The sequence below is a fragment of the Dyadobacter sp. 676 genome (genome assembly GCF_040448675.1).
In the GTDB taxonomy this organism is placed as follows: Bacteria; Bacteroidota; Bacteroidia; order Cytophagales; family Spirosomataceae; genus Dyadobacter.
The window spans coordinates 2,374,212-2,389,794 of the sequence record NZ_CP159289.1 but is presented as its reverse complement, the minus strand read 5'-3'; the positions used below and the strand labels follow the sequence as shown (position 1 = coordinate 2,389,794).

At 49.8% G+C, this 15,583-nt stretch carries 14 protein-coding genes and 2 pseudogenes; 11 read left to right on the top strand and 5 right to left on the bottom strand.

All coding sequences use genetic code 11. The features are described from left to right. Positions 1-122: 122 nt before the first annotated feature. From ABV298_RS10635 to guaB, 7 genes and pseudogenes are all read left to right on the top strand, one after another. A pseudogene (locus tag ABV298_RS10635) lies at positions 123-428 on the top strand (A/G-specific adenine glycosylase); the annotation flags it as partial. Between the two features lie 7 nt (positions 429-435). Further along, the gene (locus ABV298_RS10630; protein WP_353722097.1) at positions 436-1,206 is read left to right on the top strand and encodes an NUDIX domain-containing protein; all 771 of its coding nucleotides are present in this window, start codon (positions 436-438) and stop codon (positions 1,204-1,206) included. Positions 1,207-1,303: 97 nt separating this feature from the next. Then, complete coding sequence (locus ABV298_RS10625) at positions 1,304-2,161, top strand: phytanoyl-CoA dioxygenase family protein (RefSeq protein ID WP_353722096.1); 858 nt, start codon at positions 1,304-1,306, stop codon at positions 2,159-2,161. Positions 2,162-2,320: 159 nt separating this feature from the next. After that, the gene (locus ABV298_RS10620) at positions 2,321-3,526 is read left to right on the top strand and encodes a Gfo/Idh/MocA family oxidoreductase (RefSeq protein WP_353722095.1); all 1,206 of its coding nucleotides are present in this window, start codon (positions 2,321-2,323) and stop codon (positions 3,524-3,526) included. A gap of 63 nt (positions 3,527-3,589) precedes the next feature. Further along, positions 3,590-4,081, top strand: a complete 492-nt coding sequence (locus ABV298_RS10615) for a single-stranded DNA-binding protein (protein ID WP_353722094.1) — start codon at positions 3,590-3,592, stop codon at positions 4,079-4,081. 126 nt (positions 4,082-4,207) lie between these two features. Further along, entirely contained in the window at positions 4,208-5,524 is a 1,317-nt protein-coding gene (locus ABV298_RS10610; protein ID WP_353722093.1) for a transporter associated domain-containing protein, read from the top strand. Positions 5,525-5,599: 75 nt separating this feature from the next. Further along, positions 5,600-7,072 (top strand): IMP dehydrogenase, encoded by a 1,473-nt coding sequence (gene guaB / locus ABV298_RS10605; RefSeq protein WP_353722092.1) that lies wholly within the window; start codon positions 5,600-5,602, stop codon positions 7,070-7,072. Positions 7,073-7,211: 139 nt separating this feature from the next. Here guaB and ABV298_RS10600 read toward each other — a convergent pair whose 3' ends face one another. Further along, the gene (locus tag ABV298_RS10600) at positions 7,212-7,868 is read right to left on the bottom strand and encodes a DedA family protein (RefSeq protein WP_353722091.1); all 657 of its coding nucleotides are present in this window, start codon (positions 7,866-7,868) and stop codon (positions 7,212-7,214) included. 42 nt (positions 7,869-7,910) lie between these two features. Beyond that, positions 7,911-8,705: a phosphosulfolactate synthase gene (locus ABV298_RS10595; protein ID WP_353722090.1), complete on the bottom strand. Its 795-nt coding sequence runs from the start codon at positions 8,703-8,705 to the stop codon at positions 7,911-7,913. 163 nt (positions 8,706-8,868) lie between these two features. Between ABV298_RS10595 and ABV298_RS10590 the strand changes: the two genes are divergently transcribed. The 4 genes from ABV298_RS10590 (at position 8,869) to ABV298_RS10575 (ending at position 11,409) form a co-directional block, all read left to right on the top strand. Further along, positions 8,869-9,351 carry a PaaI family thioesterase gene (locus ABV298_RS10590; protein WP_353722089.1) on the top strand — a complete coding sequence of 161 codons (483 nt, stop codon included), beginning with the start codon at positions 8,869-8,871 and terminating at the stop codon, positions 9,349-9,351. 23 nt (positions 9,352-9,374) lie between these two features. Next, entirely contained in the window at positions 9,375-10,208 is an 834-nt protein-coding gene (gene mazG / locus ABV298_RS10585) for a nucleoside triphosphate pyrophosphohydrolase (RefSeq protein WP_353722088.1), read from the top strand. 106 nt (positions 10,209-10,314) lie between these two features. Continuing rightward, positions 10,315-10,740: a hypothetical protein gene (locus tag ABV298_RS10580; protein WP_353722087.1), complete on the top strand. Its 426-nt coding sequence runs from the start codon at positions 10,315-10,317 to the stop codon at positions 10,738-10,740. Between the two features lie 3 nt (positions 10,741-10,743). Beyond that, positions 10,744-11,409: a thiamine diphosphokinase gene (locus ABV298_RS10575; RefSeq protein ID WP_353722086.1), complete on the top strand. Its 666-nt coding sequence runs from the start codon at positions 10,744-10,746 to the stop codon at positions 11,407-11,409. Here ABV298_RS10575 and ABV298_RS10570 read toward each other — a convergent pair. From ABV298_RS10570 to ABV298_RS10560, 3 genes and pseudogenes are all read right to left on the bottom strand, one after another. After that, positions 11,404-13,048 (bottom strand): annotated as a pseudogene (locus ABV298_RS10570) (M1 family metallopeptidase). The gene ABV298_RS10575 and the pseudogene ABV298_RS10570 sit on opposite strands and share 6 nt — an antisense overlap. 19 nt (positions 13,049-13,067) lie before the next feature. Continuing rightward, positions 13,068-14,048, bottom strand: a complete 981-nt coding sequence (locus ABV298_RS10565; RefSeq protein ID WP_353722085.1) for a kelch repeat-containing protein — start codon at positions 14,046-14,048, stop codon at positions 13,068-13,070. A 132-nt stretch (positions 14,049-14,180) separates the two neighbouring features. Further along, positions 14,181-15,560: a glucoamylase family protein gene (locus ABV298_RS10560; RefSeq protein ID WP_353722084.1), complete on the bottom strand. Its 1,380-nt coding sequence runs from the start codon at positions 15,558-15,560 to the stop codon at positions 14,181-14,183. Positions 15,561-15,583 lie beyond the last annotated feature (23 nt).

Sequence of the window (15,583 nt, the reverse complement as noted above, 5' to 3'; positions counted from 1 at the left end):
TTACTTACTCCTGTAAATTTTGGGAACACAAAGGTACGGTAATTTTAATAAAACTTAAAAGGATGATCTTTCCCTTTTTTTATATAATTCGTTAAAAAACAGTGCACATAAGTGAAAATAATATGATACCCGGGGATTTGGAGGTGATCGATTTCAACGTAAGACTGAAATCCTGGTATCTTGAAAACCACCGCCCTTTGCCCTGGCGGGAAACCAAAGATCCGTATAAAATTTGGTTATCGGAAGTAATACTTCAGCAGACGCGCGTCGCACAGGGGTTGCCTTATTATGAACGGTTTATCGAACAATACCCCACGGTTTCGGACCTGGCGGCCGCCGACGAGCGCGATGTGCTGCGGCTCTGGCAGGGGCTGGGCTACTATTCGAGGGCGCGCAACATGCATTTCACGGCCCGGCAGGTCGTAAACGAATACAATGGGCGGTTCCCCGGAACATCGGGGGGAACTTTTGAAGCTGAAAGGGCTGGGGCAATACACCGCAGCGGCGATAGCATCATTTGCTTTCGGCGAAGCGGTGCCCGCCATCGACGGGAACGTGTACAGGGTAATGGCCCGGATTTTCGGCATCCGGTCGGATATGCTGAGCAACGAAGGGAAAAAGGAGTTCGCAGCGCTGGCGAAGCTGCTGGTATCGAGGGAGGATCCGGCGACTTATAACCAGGCAATGATCGAGTTCGGAGCACTGCAATGCGTACCGGCCTCGCCGAATTGCGTGGTTTGTATATTTGATGACCGCTGTTTTGCTTACAGACATCAAATGCAGGGGCAACTGCCTGTAAAAATCAAGAAGCTGACAATTAAACACCGTTTTTTTAACTACTTCATCATCAGGCAATGCGACAAGCTGGCATTGTACGAGCGCCGGGGCCGGGACATCTGGAAAGGCCTCTACGATTTTCACCTTGTCGAATCCAAAGCCCCGGCCATAACCCCTGACTCTCTGACGATCGCCGACCCCGTTTTCCAAAAGCTCGTTTCAAAAGGCCGTCTAACCGAAATCCCGAAAGTTTATTCCCACATCCTCACCCACCAGCGGCTGCAGGTGCGATTCTGGTGGCTGGAAATTCCTGAAACCGAAAGGATAGATTTGCCCCACGGAATGGCTTTTTACAGTCATGAGGAAGTAGAAGTGCTTCCGAAGCCGATCCTGATCGATACGGTACTGCGGGAAGAAAATTACCTCTGACCGCCGGATCATTTATTATTGAGCAGGCGGTTTGGAAGGCATCTGCCGATTAAATCGTGTTTTAAGTAATATATTTTTGTACTAAACACTTAGCAATATGGGAAGTTTCAGTTTGAATGCCAGCCAGATCGCCGACTATAACCGCGACGGTTATATTGTCGTGAAGAGCCTGTTTTCGATGGAGGAAGTGGAAAAACTGTATCATACCGCATTGGAAAATTCGGTGATGCAAAAGAATGCGATGGACCTGAACGACCAGTCGGGAAAGAAGACCAAACTGTCGTTGTGGTTTACGCCCGGCGACGATGTATTCGGATACCTGATCCGCAGCGAGAGAATGGTCAATTCGGTGTGGCAACTTTTACAGAACGACAGCCAGGTTTGCCACTTTCATACCAAACTCATGCAAAAAGAACCGAAAGTAGGCGGGGCATGGGAATGGCATCAGGACTATGGATATTGGTATAAAAATCAGTTTATTTTCCCCGATCAACTGATAAGCGTAATGATCGCTTTGACGCCGGCAAACAAGGAAAACGGTTGTTTGCAGGTCATCAAAGGTTCACACAAAATGGGGCGCGTCAACCATGGCTTCGCGGGCGAGCAGGTAGGCGCGGACATGGAAATGGTGAACCATGCACTGAAAACAATGGACCTGGTTTATTGTGAATTGGAGCCTGGCGACGCATTGTTTTTTCACAGCAACCTCATGCACCGTTCGGAAGCGAACCTTTCCGCGCACCCGCGCTGGTCGCTGATTTCCTGCTATAATTCTCAATCCAACATTGCCTATGCCGAGACTTCGACGTCATGGCGGGTTCCGGTTTCCATCGTGCCCGACCATGCATTGCTGGAATGGAATGCGCAATCATTCGAAAATGCGGATTTCCTCAAAAAGGAAAACGACCCGGCGCTGAAACCTACCGGCTGGGAGAATGAAGTGAAGACGTCTTAAATAGTCATGTTTGGTCATTCGTCGTCATGTATGGTCAATCCTGGCGAATATTTCCTGACCATTCCTGACCATTCCTGACCATTCCTGACTACTCCTGACAACTCCTGACCATTAATGACAATACACGACCTGTTCCTAAAACTTTAAACTGAATACTGTATGCAGAAAATCGCAATGCTTGGCTCCGGCTTTATCGGACGTTTTTATGCGGAATCCATTCACGGCCAGCGCAGCCGCGACCGTGTCGTAGCCATTTACGCCCGGCGCGAAGAAAGCGCTAAAAAGTTTGCCAGCGATTACGGTTGCGACTTCTGGTCGTCGAACATGGAGGAGGTGATTGCACACCCGGACGTGAACATGGTCTGCATTGCCTTGCCGAACAATATCCACGAGGAAGCGGTAATGCTTTGTGCCAAACACAAAAAGGCCGTGGTGTGCACCAAGCCGCTTGGCCGTAACGGCGCGGAAGCGTTGCGTATGCTGAAAGCCGTGGAAGAAGCCGGGATTTTCGCAGGTTATCTGGAAGATCTTTGCTATACACCCAAGTTTCTGAAATCGCTCGAGAGTGTGAAGAACGGCTCGTTGGGCCGTATTATCTGGGCCAAGTCACGCGAGGCACACCCGGGCCCGCACAGCGAGTGGTTCTGGGATATCGAGCAGGCGGGTGGCGGCTGCATTCTGGATCTGGGTTGCCATTGCATTGAAATATCACGGAATTTTATCGGTAAGGATATTAAGCCGGTGGAAGTGATGTGCTGGGCAGACACCCAGGTAAAACCCATCGACGCCGAGGACCATGCGATTGCATTGGTTAAATATGAAAACGGCGCTATCGGGCAGTTTGAGGTGAGCTGGACGTTCCGTGGCGGAATGGATCTGCGCGACGAAGTAATGGGAACCGAGGGTACGATCTGGATCAACAATTTTTTGAGGACCGGCTTCGAAATGTTCACGACAGGCCAAAATCCGGATGGTACCGGCGAGGAATACGTGGCCGAAAAGGCCGAAAGCAATACCGGCTGGTTGTTCCCGGTGGGAGACGAAGTGAATGATTTGGGCTACAATCATATGTTTACAGATATGTTCAATTCAGCCGAAAAGGGTACGCAGCCGGCGGAGACGTTCTACGACGGTTACATCGTGAATGCGGTGATCGATGCAGCTTATAAATCGGCGAAATCGAAACTTTGGGAAAAAGTGGAGCTGCCGGTGTGGCGTGGGCGCGAGGGAGTGGAAAAACCTTCCAACTATGTTTCCTACAATGAGACGCATTATCTCATAAAGCAGGAGGTAACGCACGATGGTCGCAACAAATTGATCCTGAAAGACAAGGTTACCGGTAAGATCACCGAGCAGGACGTTTAGCAGGCATTTTTCATGGAATATGCCTATATTTAAAGTTGCAACAAACATTAACCACGTTAAATCATGGCAGGAAGTGTTAACAAAGTAATTCTAATCGGTAACCTGGGCAGCGATCCGGAGGTCCGGTACCTCGAAAGCGGATCAGCCGTAGCGAAGTTCAACATCGCGACGACCGAGACCTATACGAATAAAAACGGTGAGCGTGTCGATAATACCGAATGGCACCGCATCGAGCTTTGGGAAGGGCTGGCGAAAGTGGCCGAGAAATACCTTAAAAAAGGTAACCAGGTGTATATTGAAGGCCGTATCCGCACGGACACGTGGACGGACAAGGAAGGCCAGCAGCGTACCGGCGTAACCATCCGTGCCAGCAGTATGACGCTGCTTGGCGGGCCGAGCTCCAACTCGGGTGGTGACTATAACCAGGGAGGTAACCAGGGCGGCTACCAGCAATCGGGCAATGCACCGCGCGGCAACAATGCGCCGCGGCCGTCCGATCCGGTGCCGCCGTCCATGGCGGCAGGCAACGGTGACGACGACGATCTGCCGTTCTGATGTATTCAGGACGATAGTAACGAATCCCGTTCAAAATGTATTTATTCCAAAATAAACGCAGTTTTTAAGCGGGATTCGCTACATTTATCTGATTGAATACCTATTTTGAACATTCTCTGACATTTCGTGAAAGAAACAGAAGACAGTGACGACCCGCTTGCCCGAACGCGTACGGGGATCCGTTTTCCCCGGGAAAGTACGCAAACCACTCTGGCAGGGGTTATCATACCCGTTGATTTCCTGGCTCCTTACGACCTTATTCTTGTTGTTTTTCTTCTGATCATCTCCTTGTTCCTGTCGGGAATCCGCGCGGCGTATGCGGCTTCCGGTGCTATGGAAAATCCGTGGGAACGGAAAGCGGAAGGCGAAAATCACTTACCGACACGTATCCAGCAGTTAGCGCTTTCACTGGTACAACGCGGTATCACATTGTTTGCATTGTTGCTCGCTGCCCGCCTGGCGTGGCTTCAAATGCAATCGGGGAATGCCGAAGCGGTTCGCTGGTCGGTACTGGCATTCCTGGTCTTATGGATCTGGCTGGACGCGATGGTTCGCTACAATGCCGCACGCAATGCACAGGATATTATTCCAAAACTTTCCGGCCTGACCCAGTTCCTGATCAGGATATGCAAGCCACTGACGCAACCGGTCATGAAACTTGGCTATTCTTTCGGCGTGTTGACGCCCGAAGGTGCGGAAATCACGACCGAAATGCTGGAAGCCAAAGCCGAGAGCGAGGAGGAAACGGATCTTTTGCGCGGCCTTGCCAATTTCCGGCAAACCAATGCCCGCAAGGCAATGCAGGCGAGGGTCCAGATTACCGCGTTTGATATCGAACTCGACTTTCACGAATTAATGGACCGTATCAATAAATCGGGTTACTCGCGGGTGCCGGTTTATCGCGACAACCTGGATCATGTCGAGGGGATTTTGAATGTCAAGGATCTACTGCCTCACATTCACCTGGACGAGCATTTTAACTGGCAAAAATTGCTGCGGCCGGTCTATTTCATTCCCGAAAGCAAGCGCCTCGACGATTTGATGAAAGATTTTCAAAACCGGCGCGTGCATATGGCGATCGTTGTCGACGAATATGGCGGAACGAGCGGGTTGATCACGCTGGAAGACATTATCGAGGAAATTTTCGGGGACATCAACGATGAGTACGACGAAGACGAGGAGGTCAATTATACACAGGTTGACGAGCATACTTATGTATTCGAAGGTAAAGTGCTGATCAACGATCTTTGCCGCATTCTGAGTCTGGAAACCGATTATTTCGACGAGGTCAGGGGCAATAGCGAATCGTTGGCGGGTTTATTGCTCGAACTGTTTTCGAGGCTTCCGCGCACGGGAGAAATTGCCATGCACCGCGACGTAACGTTCAAGGTCCAGTCGGCCGACAAGAAGCGCATTAAAAAAGTACGGGTGTTGGTATCATAAAAAAATACAATTCCATTTTATTTATTCAGAAGTTATTCTTAATTTTGCCCGGCAAATAACAATAGTTTATTTGCTATGAGCACAGACCCATCCAAAGTCCTCTTCGAGGCGCTTACCTACGACGACGTTCTGTTAATCCCCGGTTATTCAGAAGTCCTGCCTCGCGACACAACAACAAAAACCAAGCTTACCCGTAACATCGAGTTGAACATTCCCATTGTTTCGGCTGCCATGGATACGGTGACAGAATTTGAACTGGCCATTGCCATGGCCCAGGAAGGCGGTATTGGAATAATCCATAAAAATATGTCCCTGGAAGCGCAGGCTGAACAGGTGAGAAAGGTGAAGCGCTCCGAAAGCGGAATGATCCTCGATCCGATCACGCTTTCTGATACGGCGACCCTCGGCGACGCGCACCAGATCATGCGCGAATTCAAAATCGGTGGTATTCCGGTAATCGACAAGGATCACAAACTGATCGGTATCCTCACCAACCGGGATCTTCGTTTCGAACGCGAAATGAGCAAGCCGGTAACCGAGATCATGACGAAGGATAACCTCGTTACGGCCTCCGAAGGGTTGTCGCTCGATGATGCCGAACAAATTCTTCAGGAATTTAAAATTGAGAAGTTGCCGATCGTCGATGCGGATTATCGGTTGACGGGGTTGATTACGTATAAAGACATCATGAAGCGTAAATCGCACCCGAACGCATGCAAGGACGAGTACGGTCGCCTTCGCGTAGGTGCGGCCGTAGGTGTTACGCCCGATTTGCTGAAACGAGTGGAAGCATTGGTAAAAGCGGGCGTCGATGTAGTAAGCCTCGACACTGCCCACGGACATTCCAAAGGGGTTATCGACGCACTGAAATCCATCAAAGCGCAATTCCCCAAACTGGATGTGATCGCAGGGAACGTTGCAACCGGAGATGCGGCAAAAGCATTGGCGGAGGCCGGTGCGGACGCGGTGAAAGTTGGTGTTGGCCCGGGCAGCATCTGTACTACCCGTATCATCGCGGGTATCGGCGTTCCTCAACTGACCGCGGTCATGTGGGCTGCCGATGCATTGAAAGGTACCGGCGTTCCCGTTATTGCCGACGGCGGTATCCGCTTTTCGGGTGATATGACCAAGGCTTTGGCGGGTGGCGCAAGCACGATCATGATCGGTTCGATGCTTGCCGGCAGCGATGAAGCTCCTGGTGAAATCGTGATTTATGAAGGCCGGAAATTCAAGGCTTATCGTGGAATGGGGTCGGTCGAAGCGATGGAGGATGGTTCAAAAGACCGCTACTTCCAGGATGCCGAGGACGATGTGAAGAAACTTGTTCCGGAAGGTATCGTGGGCCGTGTGCCGTTCAAGGGTAAGGTTTCCGAAATCATTTACCAAATGGTAGGTGGTTTGAAGGCGGGCATGGGCTATTGCGGAGCGGGGGATATCGAAGCGCTGCAAAAGGCGCAATTCGTGAAAATTACCTCAGCCGGTGTAAAAGAAAGCCACCCGCACGATATCATGATCCAGAAAGAGGCCCCGAATTATTCGAGATCTTGATTGGACTTCGGCAGTCAGCCGTCGAACCTTTTTGATAGTAAAGCATAAAAAATAAGGCGTTGCAAATGAATGCAACGCCTTATTTTTTATGCTTTACTTAAAATATTGGGGAAAGCCGACGGCCGACAGCCGAAGTCTTCTACGCCGCACTCGGCTTTGCGAAGCGGCTTTTCAGGTAGGAGAAAATCATGGGAAGGATCGAGATTCCGATGATGCCGAAGATTACCAGTTCGAAGTTCTTTTTAACGATCTCCATATTTCCGAAGAAATAACCCAGCAACGTCAATGTGGGAACCCACAGTAACGCACCGATGATACAGAAGATAATGTAGCGTGAATAATTCATGCTGCCCGCTCCCGCTACGAATGGGGCTACCGTGCGCACAATGGGAATAAAACGAGCCATGATAACGGTGCTGCCGCCATGTTTTTCATAGAATGCCTCCGTTTTTTCCAGGTATTCCCTTTTCAGGAACAATATCTTTTCGCGTTTCTTGATCTGGCCACCAAAGGTTTTTCCCATGAAATAATTGACATTATCGCCCAGCAACGCGGCAATAATGAGGATAATGATGATCAGCCAGACGTTGAGGCCGGTTGTTTCGTTGGCTGCGATGGCGCCGGCAGCGAAAAGAAGCGAGTCACCGGGCAAGAGCGGCATGATTACAAGGCCGGTTTCTGTGAAGACGATTAAAAACAGAATGACATAAGTGAGTGTACCGTATTGCTCCACGATGTTGAACAAATGCTTGTCCAGGTGGAGGAAGAAATCAATGAACTGAGTTAGAAATTCCATAGCTATTCGTTAAGTTGACAATCTGTTTTATGGTCCCTGCACTTATTTGGAATCGATTTTCCACTTCTGCTTGGTTTTGGCGTTCAGGAAGTGGTTGAATGTGTCGCCTCGAAGACCGAGGCGGATGGTTTCGAGGGGAATCAATTCACTCGGAGCGATATTTCCGAGATTGACATTAGCGCCCAAGAGCTTTACGAACCATACTTGTTGCGACTTTTGGGGCGCCTCCCAAATCATGTCCTCAAATGCGATCTCCGTAAGGATTTCTTCTACAAGCCCCTGGCGCACTTCGCCGCTCGCACGAAACAAACCAACGTTTCCCGATTCCCTCGCCTCGCCAATCACCTTCCAGGCACCAGCCTGCAATTCCGATTTGATGAGCTGGATCCATTTGTAGGGAGGGATGATCTTGTTTTCATCCTTGGAGCCTACTTCTGAGAGAACGGTAACTTGTTTGGAAAGTGTATGAATGTACTCGCATTTAACCTCCTGCGGCATTTCGATGGAGCCGTCGGAAACTTCCGCGTGGGTAAGGCCGTATTTATCAAGTAATTTACGGTAATCGTCAAACTGGTTCCTGACCACGAATGCCTCGAACAATGTTCCTCCGAAATATACCGGTATGTTGGCACTTTTATAGACAGCCAACTTTTCGTTTAAATTAGGGCTTACAAAAGAAGTTGCCCATCCTAGTTTTACGATATCGATGTAGGGCGAGGCGGAGGATAGCATATCTTCGGTTTCCCTGACACTCAGCCCTTTATCCATCACCATGGTAAGTCCTTTTGTCCTCGGTTTCTGGGAACGCTCGGGAACCTGCGATAACGTAAAATTCATATATGAGTAAGCATTTATCTCTGGCAAAAAACTCCGGCAAAGGTAGTAATAACCTTCGATACGTAACAATAAAATCCATGGCATTGACTTCCAGCCATCAATTTTTCTACGATAATTACTATTTTTAGAAATTCACTTTAATTCAATATAAACCGTCAAATCCATGAACACACACTCGCTCCCCCAGCCGCAGACGGAAAGCAAGCGGCTGTCTTTTCTCCGGCAATTCATCGGCAAGTCTATGGACCGGCATTTTTCTCCCGTGGCCAAATGGCTGAACGGCACACTCATAGCCATTGAAGATGGAGCAATGGAGGTGGAATACCTTGTGCGGGAGGACATGTGCAACCCGATGGGCACGTTGCATGGCGGCATCGCGGCGACTATCCTCGACGATGTCGTCGGAACGATGGTTTATGCAATAGGCCGGGAATTCGGGTTCGCGTCCGTCAATCTTAACTGTGATTTTCTTAGCCCGGCTGTAACCGGAGACGTACTGACAGCGAAATCCGAGATAGTGCGGGCGGGGAAAAATATTATACACGTAGAAGGCCGGCTTTTCAATGCCCAGGGGCGCATTGTAGCCAAATGCACCAGCAACCTCATCCAGACGACCTTTAAATTACCGCCGGTGCCGGGGCAATAACGGTTTCACCGTATCTTTGCGGTATGGAAAAACAATTCAGTGATTTGCCGGAAAGCCGCCAGCAACAGCTTATGGCATTTGACCGTTTGCTGACAATCATGGACGAGCTCCGGGAGCAATGCCCCTGGGACCGGAAGCAGACAATGGAAAGCCTGCGACATCTTACGATCGAGGAAACTTACGAACTATCCGATGCGATATTGAACAACGACCTGCCGGAGATTCAAAAGGAATTGGGGGACGTATTGCTTCATATCGTGTTTTATGCCAAAATCGGCTCGGAAAAAGCGGACGGGAAACCGTACACTTTCGACATCGGAGATGTGTTGAACAGCATTTGTAACAAGCTGATAGCCCGCCATCCGCATATTTACGGCGATTTTGTTGCTGATTCCGAGGAGGCAGTCAAGCAGAATTGGGAAAAACTGAAATTGAAGGAAGGCAATAAATCGGTGCTTTCGGGTGTGCCCGCGTCCCTGCCCGCGCTCGTAAAGGCAATGCGTATTCAGGAAAAGGCGAGGGGCGTAGGTTTTGATTGGGACGAAAAGCAGCAGGTTTGGGCGAAAGTGGAAGAGGAACTGCATGAATTCAAGCGGAACTTTAACATAGAAACCGCCGATGTAATCGATCAGAAAGAAGCCGAGGGAGAATTTGGCGATTTGCTGTTTTCGCTGGTGAATTACTCAAGATTTGTAGATATCAATCCCGAGACCGCGTTGGAGCGGACCAATAAAAAGTTTATCAGCCGGTTTCAATATCTGGAAGAAGCCGCCCGTGCGGCTGGTAAGTCGCTATCGGATATGACGCTGGAAGAGATGGATGTGTATTGGAACGAGGCCAAGGCATTGGGTGTTTAAAAATTCTCACGTTTCTCGTTACTTTTTTAATAAATGGACGTCTAAATAGGCGAGCACTTCCATGTGGTGGTGTCGGGTTCATTGTTTCACATACTAACGAGATCTTATGTACGTAGAAGAAAGACTGGCACAGCTGGAAAACATTACCAACGAGCATGGAAAACAAATCGAGATGGTAGCAGAAGGATTAGCATCGTTGACGGCGCGTGTGGATCGCGGTTTTGCTGAAATGCGGGAAGAATTTGGAAAAATCAATCGCCGCTTTGAGCGTTTGGAAGAGCGGGTTGACCGCATTGAAGTTAAGCTGGCTGAACACGACGCAAGGTTCGACCATATTGATCAGCGTTTTGAACAGATCGATCGTCGTTTCGAAGAGATCGATCGTCGTTTTGAACAGATCGATCAGCGTTTCGAGCAAATGGAGCTTCGGTTCGAGAAAATTGAACGTCGCTTGGATCGGCTCGAAGATCAGCTCGTCCAAGTCCACGGCGTCCTCACGGAGCTGGTAACCCTTGTAAAGAATAAATTGTAATTAATGTCGTCACACCACATCGTTCGGGAGAAGCAGGAGCCTGCTTTAATTATCGCTAATGGAGAATCCTGTTCTCCGGAATTGTTGGGACAATTACTGGAATGGAACCCCTACATCGTTGTGCTGGACCACGCCATTTACCGGGTGCTGGGCCTTGGGATTAAAGTGGATGCCTGGCTGGGAGATTTCGATGTCGCGCATGATTTTGAGACGATCCGTGAGCGGCAGCATCCTTTGGAGATCGTGAATACGCCGGATCAGGACAAAACGGACCTGAACAAGGCCATTGAGTTTTTGATTGAAAGAGGTTTCCCGGCCGCGAATATCGTGTGGGCCACCGGACGCCGGGCGGATCATGCGATTACCAATATTACTGACCTGGTTCGTTATAAGGATCAAATCAAGCTGGTGCTGCTCGACGATTATTCCAAAATATTCCCCCTCACAGGCACTTTTGAGAAATGGTACACTGCCGGAACACCCATATCTTTGATTCCCGTGGGCGCGGTTGAGGGAATTGAAACCAGTGGTTTGAAATATAACTTGAATAACGAAACCCTGACAATGGGATACAGGACCGGCAGCAGTAACGAAGCCGAGGCCGACGGCATGGTCAGGGTTTCCGCACAGAAGGGTGATCTGCTGATTATGGAATGCTGGGACTTATAAGGAAGCCTGCTTGGATTCCTTTGCTTCGACATAAAAGTTCCGGTCGACGGTGAGCGACTTATCCCCTTTTACTTTCAGAGTTTTCCATTCGCCCGTGGGATAGAGGAACTCTTCTTTTCCGCCCGCCAGCTTTACCTTCACGGGCATATCGAAACCCTCCACGGAGTTGATCCAACGATATTGCAAACCTTTGCTACCGAATGCATATTCCAGAACAGGGATTCGCACGTCCCGCAGGTATTGGTCAAACACCTTCGAAAGGTCCCGGCCAGAATGCTCGCTGATATAATTTTCAATCTGTGACCCGTCGACGGTCTGATGATAGAAGGTTTTGTTTAACCCCCCTGAGAATCTGCCGCCATTTTTCATCGTCGTTGACGATCTGCCTGATGGTGTGCAGCATATTGCCGCCCTTGTAGTACATATCCTTCGATCCCTCCTGGTTCACCCCGTAAATACCGACAATCGGGATATCGTTCGCTATGAGCTCGCGGGTGCCGATCACGTAATCTTCGCCTGCCTTCTTCCCAAAATAATACTCGGTATAGAGGTTTTCGGAATAATTGGTAAAGCTTTCGTGAACCCACATATCGGCCACATCCTTGTAGGTGATATTATTGGCAAACCATTCGTGGCCGCTCTCGTGGATAATGATGAAGTCCCATTTTAATCCCCAGCCGGTGTTCGAAAGGTCGCGGCCTCGGTAACCCATCTTATATTCATTGCCATATGTAACCGAACTTTGATGTTCCATTCCCAGATACGGCACTTCCACGAGCTTGTAACCGTCTTCGTAAAAAGGGTAGGGCCCAAACCAGTGCTCGAATGCTTTCAACATTTTCGGGGCCTGCCGGAACTGCTCTCTGGCTTTGTCGATATTTTGCGGCAACACATAATAGCTGAGTTGCAGATCGCCTTTTTCTCCCTTGAATGTCTCCTTCCAGCTCACGTAATTGGCCACATTCATGTTTACCCCGTAATTATTGATCGGGTTTTTGACAAACCAGTTGAACGTGCGCGTATTGTCGTTGTTCTCGACCACCGAACGAAGCTTTCCGTTCGAAACATCCATTAAATTCTCAGGAACGGTCACACTAATGAGCATACTATCAGGTTCGTCGTACATGTGGTCCTTGCAGGGCCACCACACGCTCGCACCCAATCCCTGGCAGGAAGTGGAAATGATGGTATTACCCTTCCCGTCAGGCACCCATTGCACGCCTCCGTCCCAGGGCGGTCGTTTTGCGAGCCGGGGCTTTCCGGCATAGAACACTTCCACGGACTCTGTTTTACCGGTTTCCTGTTTTTTCTTCAGGGTAACGAAAAACGCATTGCCGTCGCGGCGGTAGGCCAGTGTTTCACCATCCTGAATTATTTTGGTGACCTGCAACGGCTCCTGCAAATCCACCTGCATAGTTTGGTAGGGATCGAGCACTTTGTAGGTAATAACTGTACTGCCGGCAAGCGTGCTGTCCTTTTCGTTGGGCCTTACGCTAAGATGATAATATTTCAGGTCCCACCATGCGCGTTCGGCTGTAACCGAGCCCCGCAGAGTGTCGGCATGCGTAAATTCTTTCTTTTGGGCAAAAGAAGTAATCGTAACGAGGAATAAGCAGATACCGGCGAGTGTTCTGAACATTTGATTTTTATATTAATAATTATTTATCCAATATTTCCATATCGTTCAGCTCCGGACCGCCCCCGCGGTTGGCCGAACCGGCCGCAATGTAAACCTTCCTGTTGAACAAAACCGCCTGCGTACCATGACGGCCCTGATGAAGCGAAGGCCACCTTTCCCATTTCCGGGTCTGCGGATTAAATGCCTCCACTTCATTATGCGCCTCCACATGTGCATCGCTTTCACCGCCGATCACGAGGATCCTGTTATTGTAAGCGATGGTCGTGTTGCCGGCGCGAAGGGTAGGAAGGTTATTGGAGGCATCCAGCGTCGTCCATTTGCCGGTTTTAAAATCATATACATCCACTTCCTTGATAACGGTGTTCAAAACCTGATTGATACGTGCTGTCGACAAGCGGCCTCCTGCTACATAAAGCTTGTCGTCCAGGACGGCTACCTGCACGTGATCGCGCGGGCGCGGGGCGTCAGGAAGCGTTTTCCATGTGCCTGTCGCGGGGTCGAATTCATCGAACCAGGTTACCTGCCCATCCCAATGGCCGTCCTGAATGCCGCAGACCAGGTAAATTTTATCGTTCAAAACAAATGCCCCGGCTGCGCCGCGTCTGCGATTTTCCGGAATGGACGCACCCTTACGCCATTCGTTCTTCACGGGATTGAAAATGTAAATGTCGGGAATGGGCACTTCGTGCGGGTAGCCGCCGGTGAATGCACCCAGCACGTAAATTTCATTTTTATATGTTACGGCCTGAAAATGGCTCATTTCGATTGGTGATGGCGCCAGACTTTTCCACGAGTCCTTTTTCGAATCGTATTCATCAACGGGTTTGATGCCGCGGCCTCCCAGCAGATACAACTTCCCGTTTGCCGCAGCCATCGCATTTTCGTGTCTTTTCTCGGGCAGGTTCTCCGGCTCCGAGACCGTCCATATCTGCGCTGATCCATGCAAACCGAATGCATGCAAGGCGATCAGCAACGCGAGTTTTTGATAGAGTGGTTTCATCTCGATTACGTTTAGAATGGCTGGATACGCATAATATGCTGTTCAAAAACGATATCAAGGTACAATTATATTCTATAAAACAGAAAGACCAGCTTATGGCCGGTCCTTCTGCAAATTTTAGCTAAAAAGCGGTTAATTTTTGCTGGACACGCGTAGCGTCGGACTTTCAAACCCGAGTTTTCTTAAACCGTTCTGAACGTCCGGATCTTTCATGAATAATTTCCAGAGCAGCCCGGTCCGGTAGTTTTCGATCATCACGATAATAGGGCCCTGGTCAATAGCAAGGTGCGATGTGGCGTACCAGTTTTGCGATTCGTTGAATGCGTCGGTAAATCCGTATTCCGACCAGATTTTATCCCCCAGGTCGTCGTAAAAGTGCCGCAATGCTTTCATCGATTGCTCCGGTGTGTAGGGGAAGGACGACAATGCCGCCGTAGGTGTAATGGTCCCGAAATCATTTGTGGGCGAATGCGCATTGTACCCGTTGTAAGTGTCGCTAGCCGTCAATCCCCAGCTGTTTTCCCCGTATCCCTTGAACTTGCCCGGGTTGGCGACACAATGCTTGTAGTTAATCAGCGAATGGTTCACATTTTGCTCCCAGTAATTGGCATACTGATCTTTCAAATTGCGGGGATCGAGGCCGAGGAACGAATAATGCGCGAAAAACAACGGCCCTCCATACTCGAAGCCAAGAGGCAGTTTGATCCCATAATACTCTTTCCCATTGCGGAAATGGTCGCTTTGCGCCCAGCACTTGTCGTAAACCTGGCGGGTAATGGGGTAACGGGGCGACGCGGCGCCCATGATGTAGGTAATTAATGTCTCGTTGTACCCACGAAGCTCGAAATTCATCGCCCACCCGTTATTGGGGCTCCAATGCCAGTAGAGCTGATTCGGATTGCCACGTGTGTACCAGTCCCATTCGGCTTCGTTCCAGAGCCAGGTAATACGATTGCGGAGCTCCCTTTCCACGTCGGTATCGCGGTCGAAATATTGTCTGACGGCAAGTAGTCCCTGGAAAAGGAACGAGGATTCCACGAGATCGCCGCCATCGTCTTTCCGACTGAATGGAATGATCTTGCCGGTAGCCCCATTGAGCCAGTGAGGGAAAATACCATGGTAGTGATCGGCTTTGGAAAGGAATTTGACCATTTTCAACAATCGTGCGGCAACCGAATCGCGGGGTTGCCATTGCCGCTCTGCCGCGACGATCATCGCCATCACGCCGAAACCCGTTCCGCCGATGGTAACCACTTCGTCGCCGTAGTCGTACGCTATATTGCTCCGCTCGCGGGCCATCCCGCTTACCGGGTGACCGAATTCCCAGAAATACCGGAATGTCTGTTTCTGAACGAGTTCCAGCAATGCGGTGTCCGAGAGGTTTTTAGGACGGGCGGCCGGATTGAAAGCGGCAGATTTGGCGGCTGCGGATTTCTTTTTTTGCGCCGTGCAATCTACCTGAAGGCCCGCAAGCAGCGCGAGGCATAGTAGTAATTGAAAGTATAGCTTCATAGTTGAGTAGTATTTTAATGAAA

Coding starts and splice junctions, on each gene's coding strand:
- ABV298_RS10630 (WP_353722097.1), top strand. CDS start 436: ATGGGCGGTTCCCCGGAACATCGGGGGGAACTTTTGAAGCTGAAAGGG.
- ABV298_RS10625 (WP_353722096.1), top strand. CDS start 1,304: ATGGGAAGTTTCAGTTTGAATGCCAGCCAGATCGCCGACTATAACCGC.
- ABV298_RS10620 (WP_353722095.1), top strand. CDS start 2,321: ATGCAGAAAATCGCAATGCTTGGCTCCGGCTTTATCGGACGTTTTTAT.
- ABV298_RS10615 (WP_353722094.1), top strand. CDS start 3,590: ATGGCAGGAAGTGTTAACAAAGTAATTCTAATCGGTAACCTGGGCAGC.
- guaB (WP_353722092.1), top strand. CDS start 5,600: ATGAGCACAGACCCATCCAAAGTCCTCTTCGAGGCGCTTACCTACGAC.
- ABV298_RS10600 (WP_353722091.1), bottom strand. CDS start 7,868: ATGGAATTTCTAACTCAGTTCATTGATTTCTTCCTCCACCTGGACAAG.
- ABV298_RS10595 (WP_353722090.1), bottom strand. CDS start 8,705: ATGAATTTTACGTTATCGCAGGTTCCCGAGCGTTCCCAGAAACCGAGG.
- ABV298_RS10590 (WP_353722089.1), top strand. CDS start 8,869: ATGAACACACACTCGCTCCCCCAGCCGCAGACGGAAAGCAAGCGGCTG.
- mazG (WP_353722088.1), top strand. CDS start 9,375: ATGGAAAAACAATTCAGTGATTTGCCGGAAAGCCGCCAGCAACAGCTT.
- ABV298_RS10580 (WP_353722087.1), top strand. CDS start 10,315: ATGTACGTAGAAGAAAGACTGGCACAGCTGGAAAACATTACCAACGAG.
- ABV298_RS10575 (WP_353722086.1), top strand. CDS start 10,744: ATGTCGTCACACCACATCGTTCGGGAGAAGCAGGAGCCTGCTTTAATT.
- ABV298_RS10565 (WP_353722085.1), bottom strand. CDS start 14,048: ATGAAACCACTCTATCAAAAACTCGCGTTGCTGATCGCCTTGCATGCA.
- ABV298_RS10560 (WP_353722084.1), bottom strand. CDS start 15,560: ATGAAGCTATACTTTCAATTACTACTATGCCTCGCGCTGCTTGCGGGC.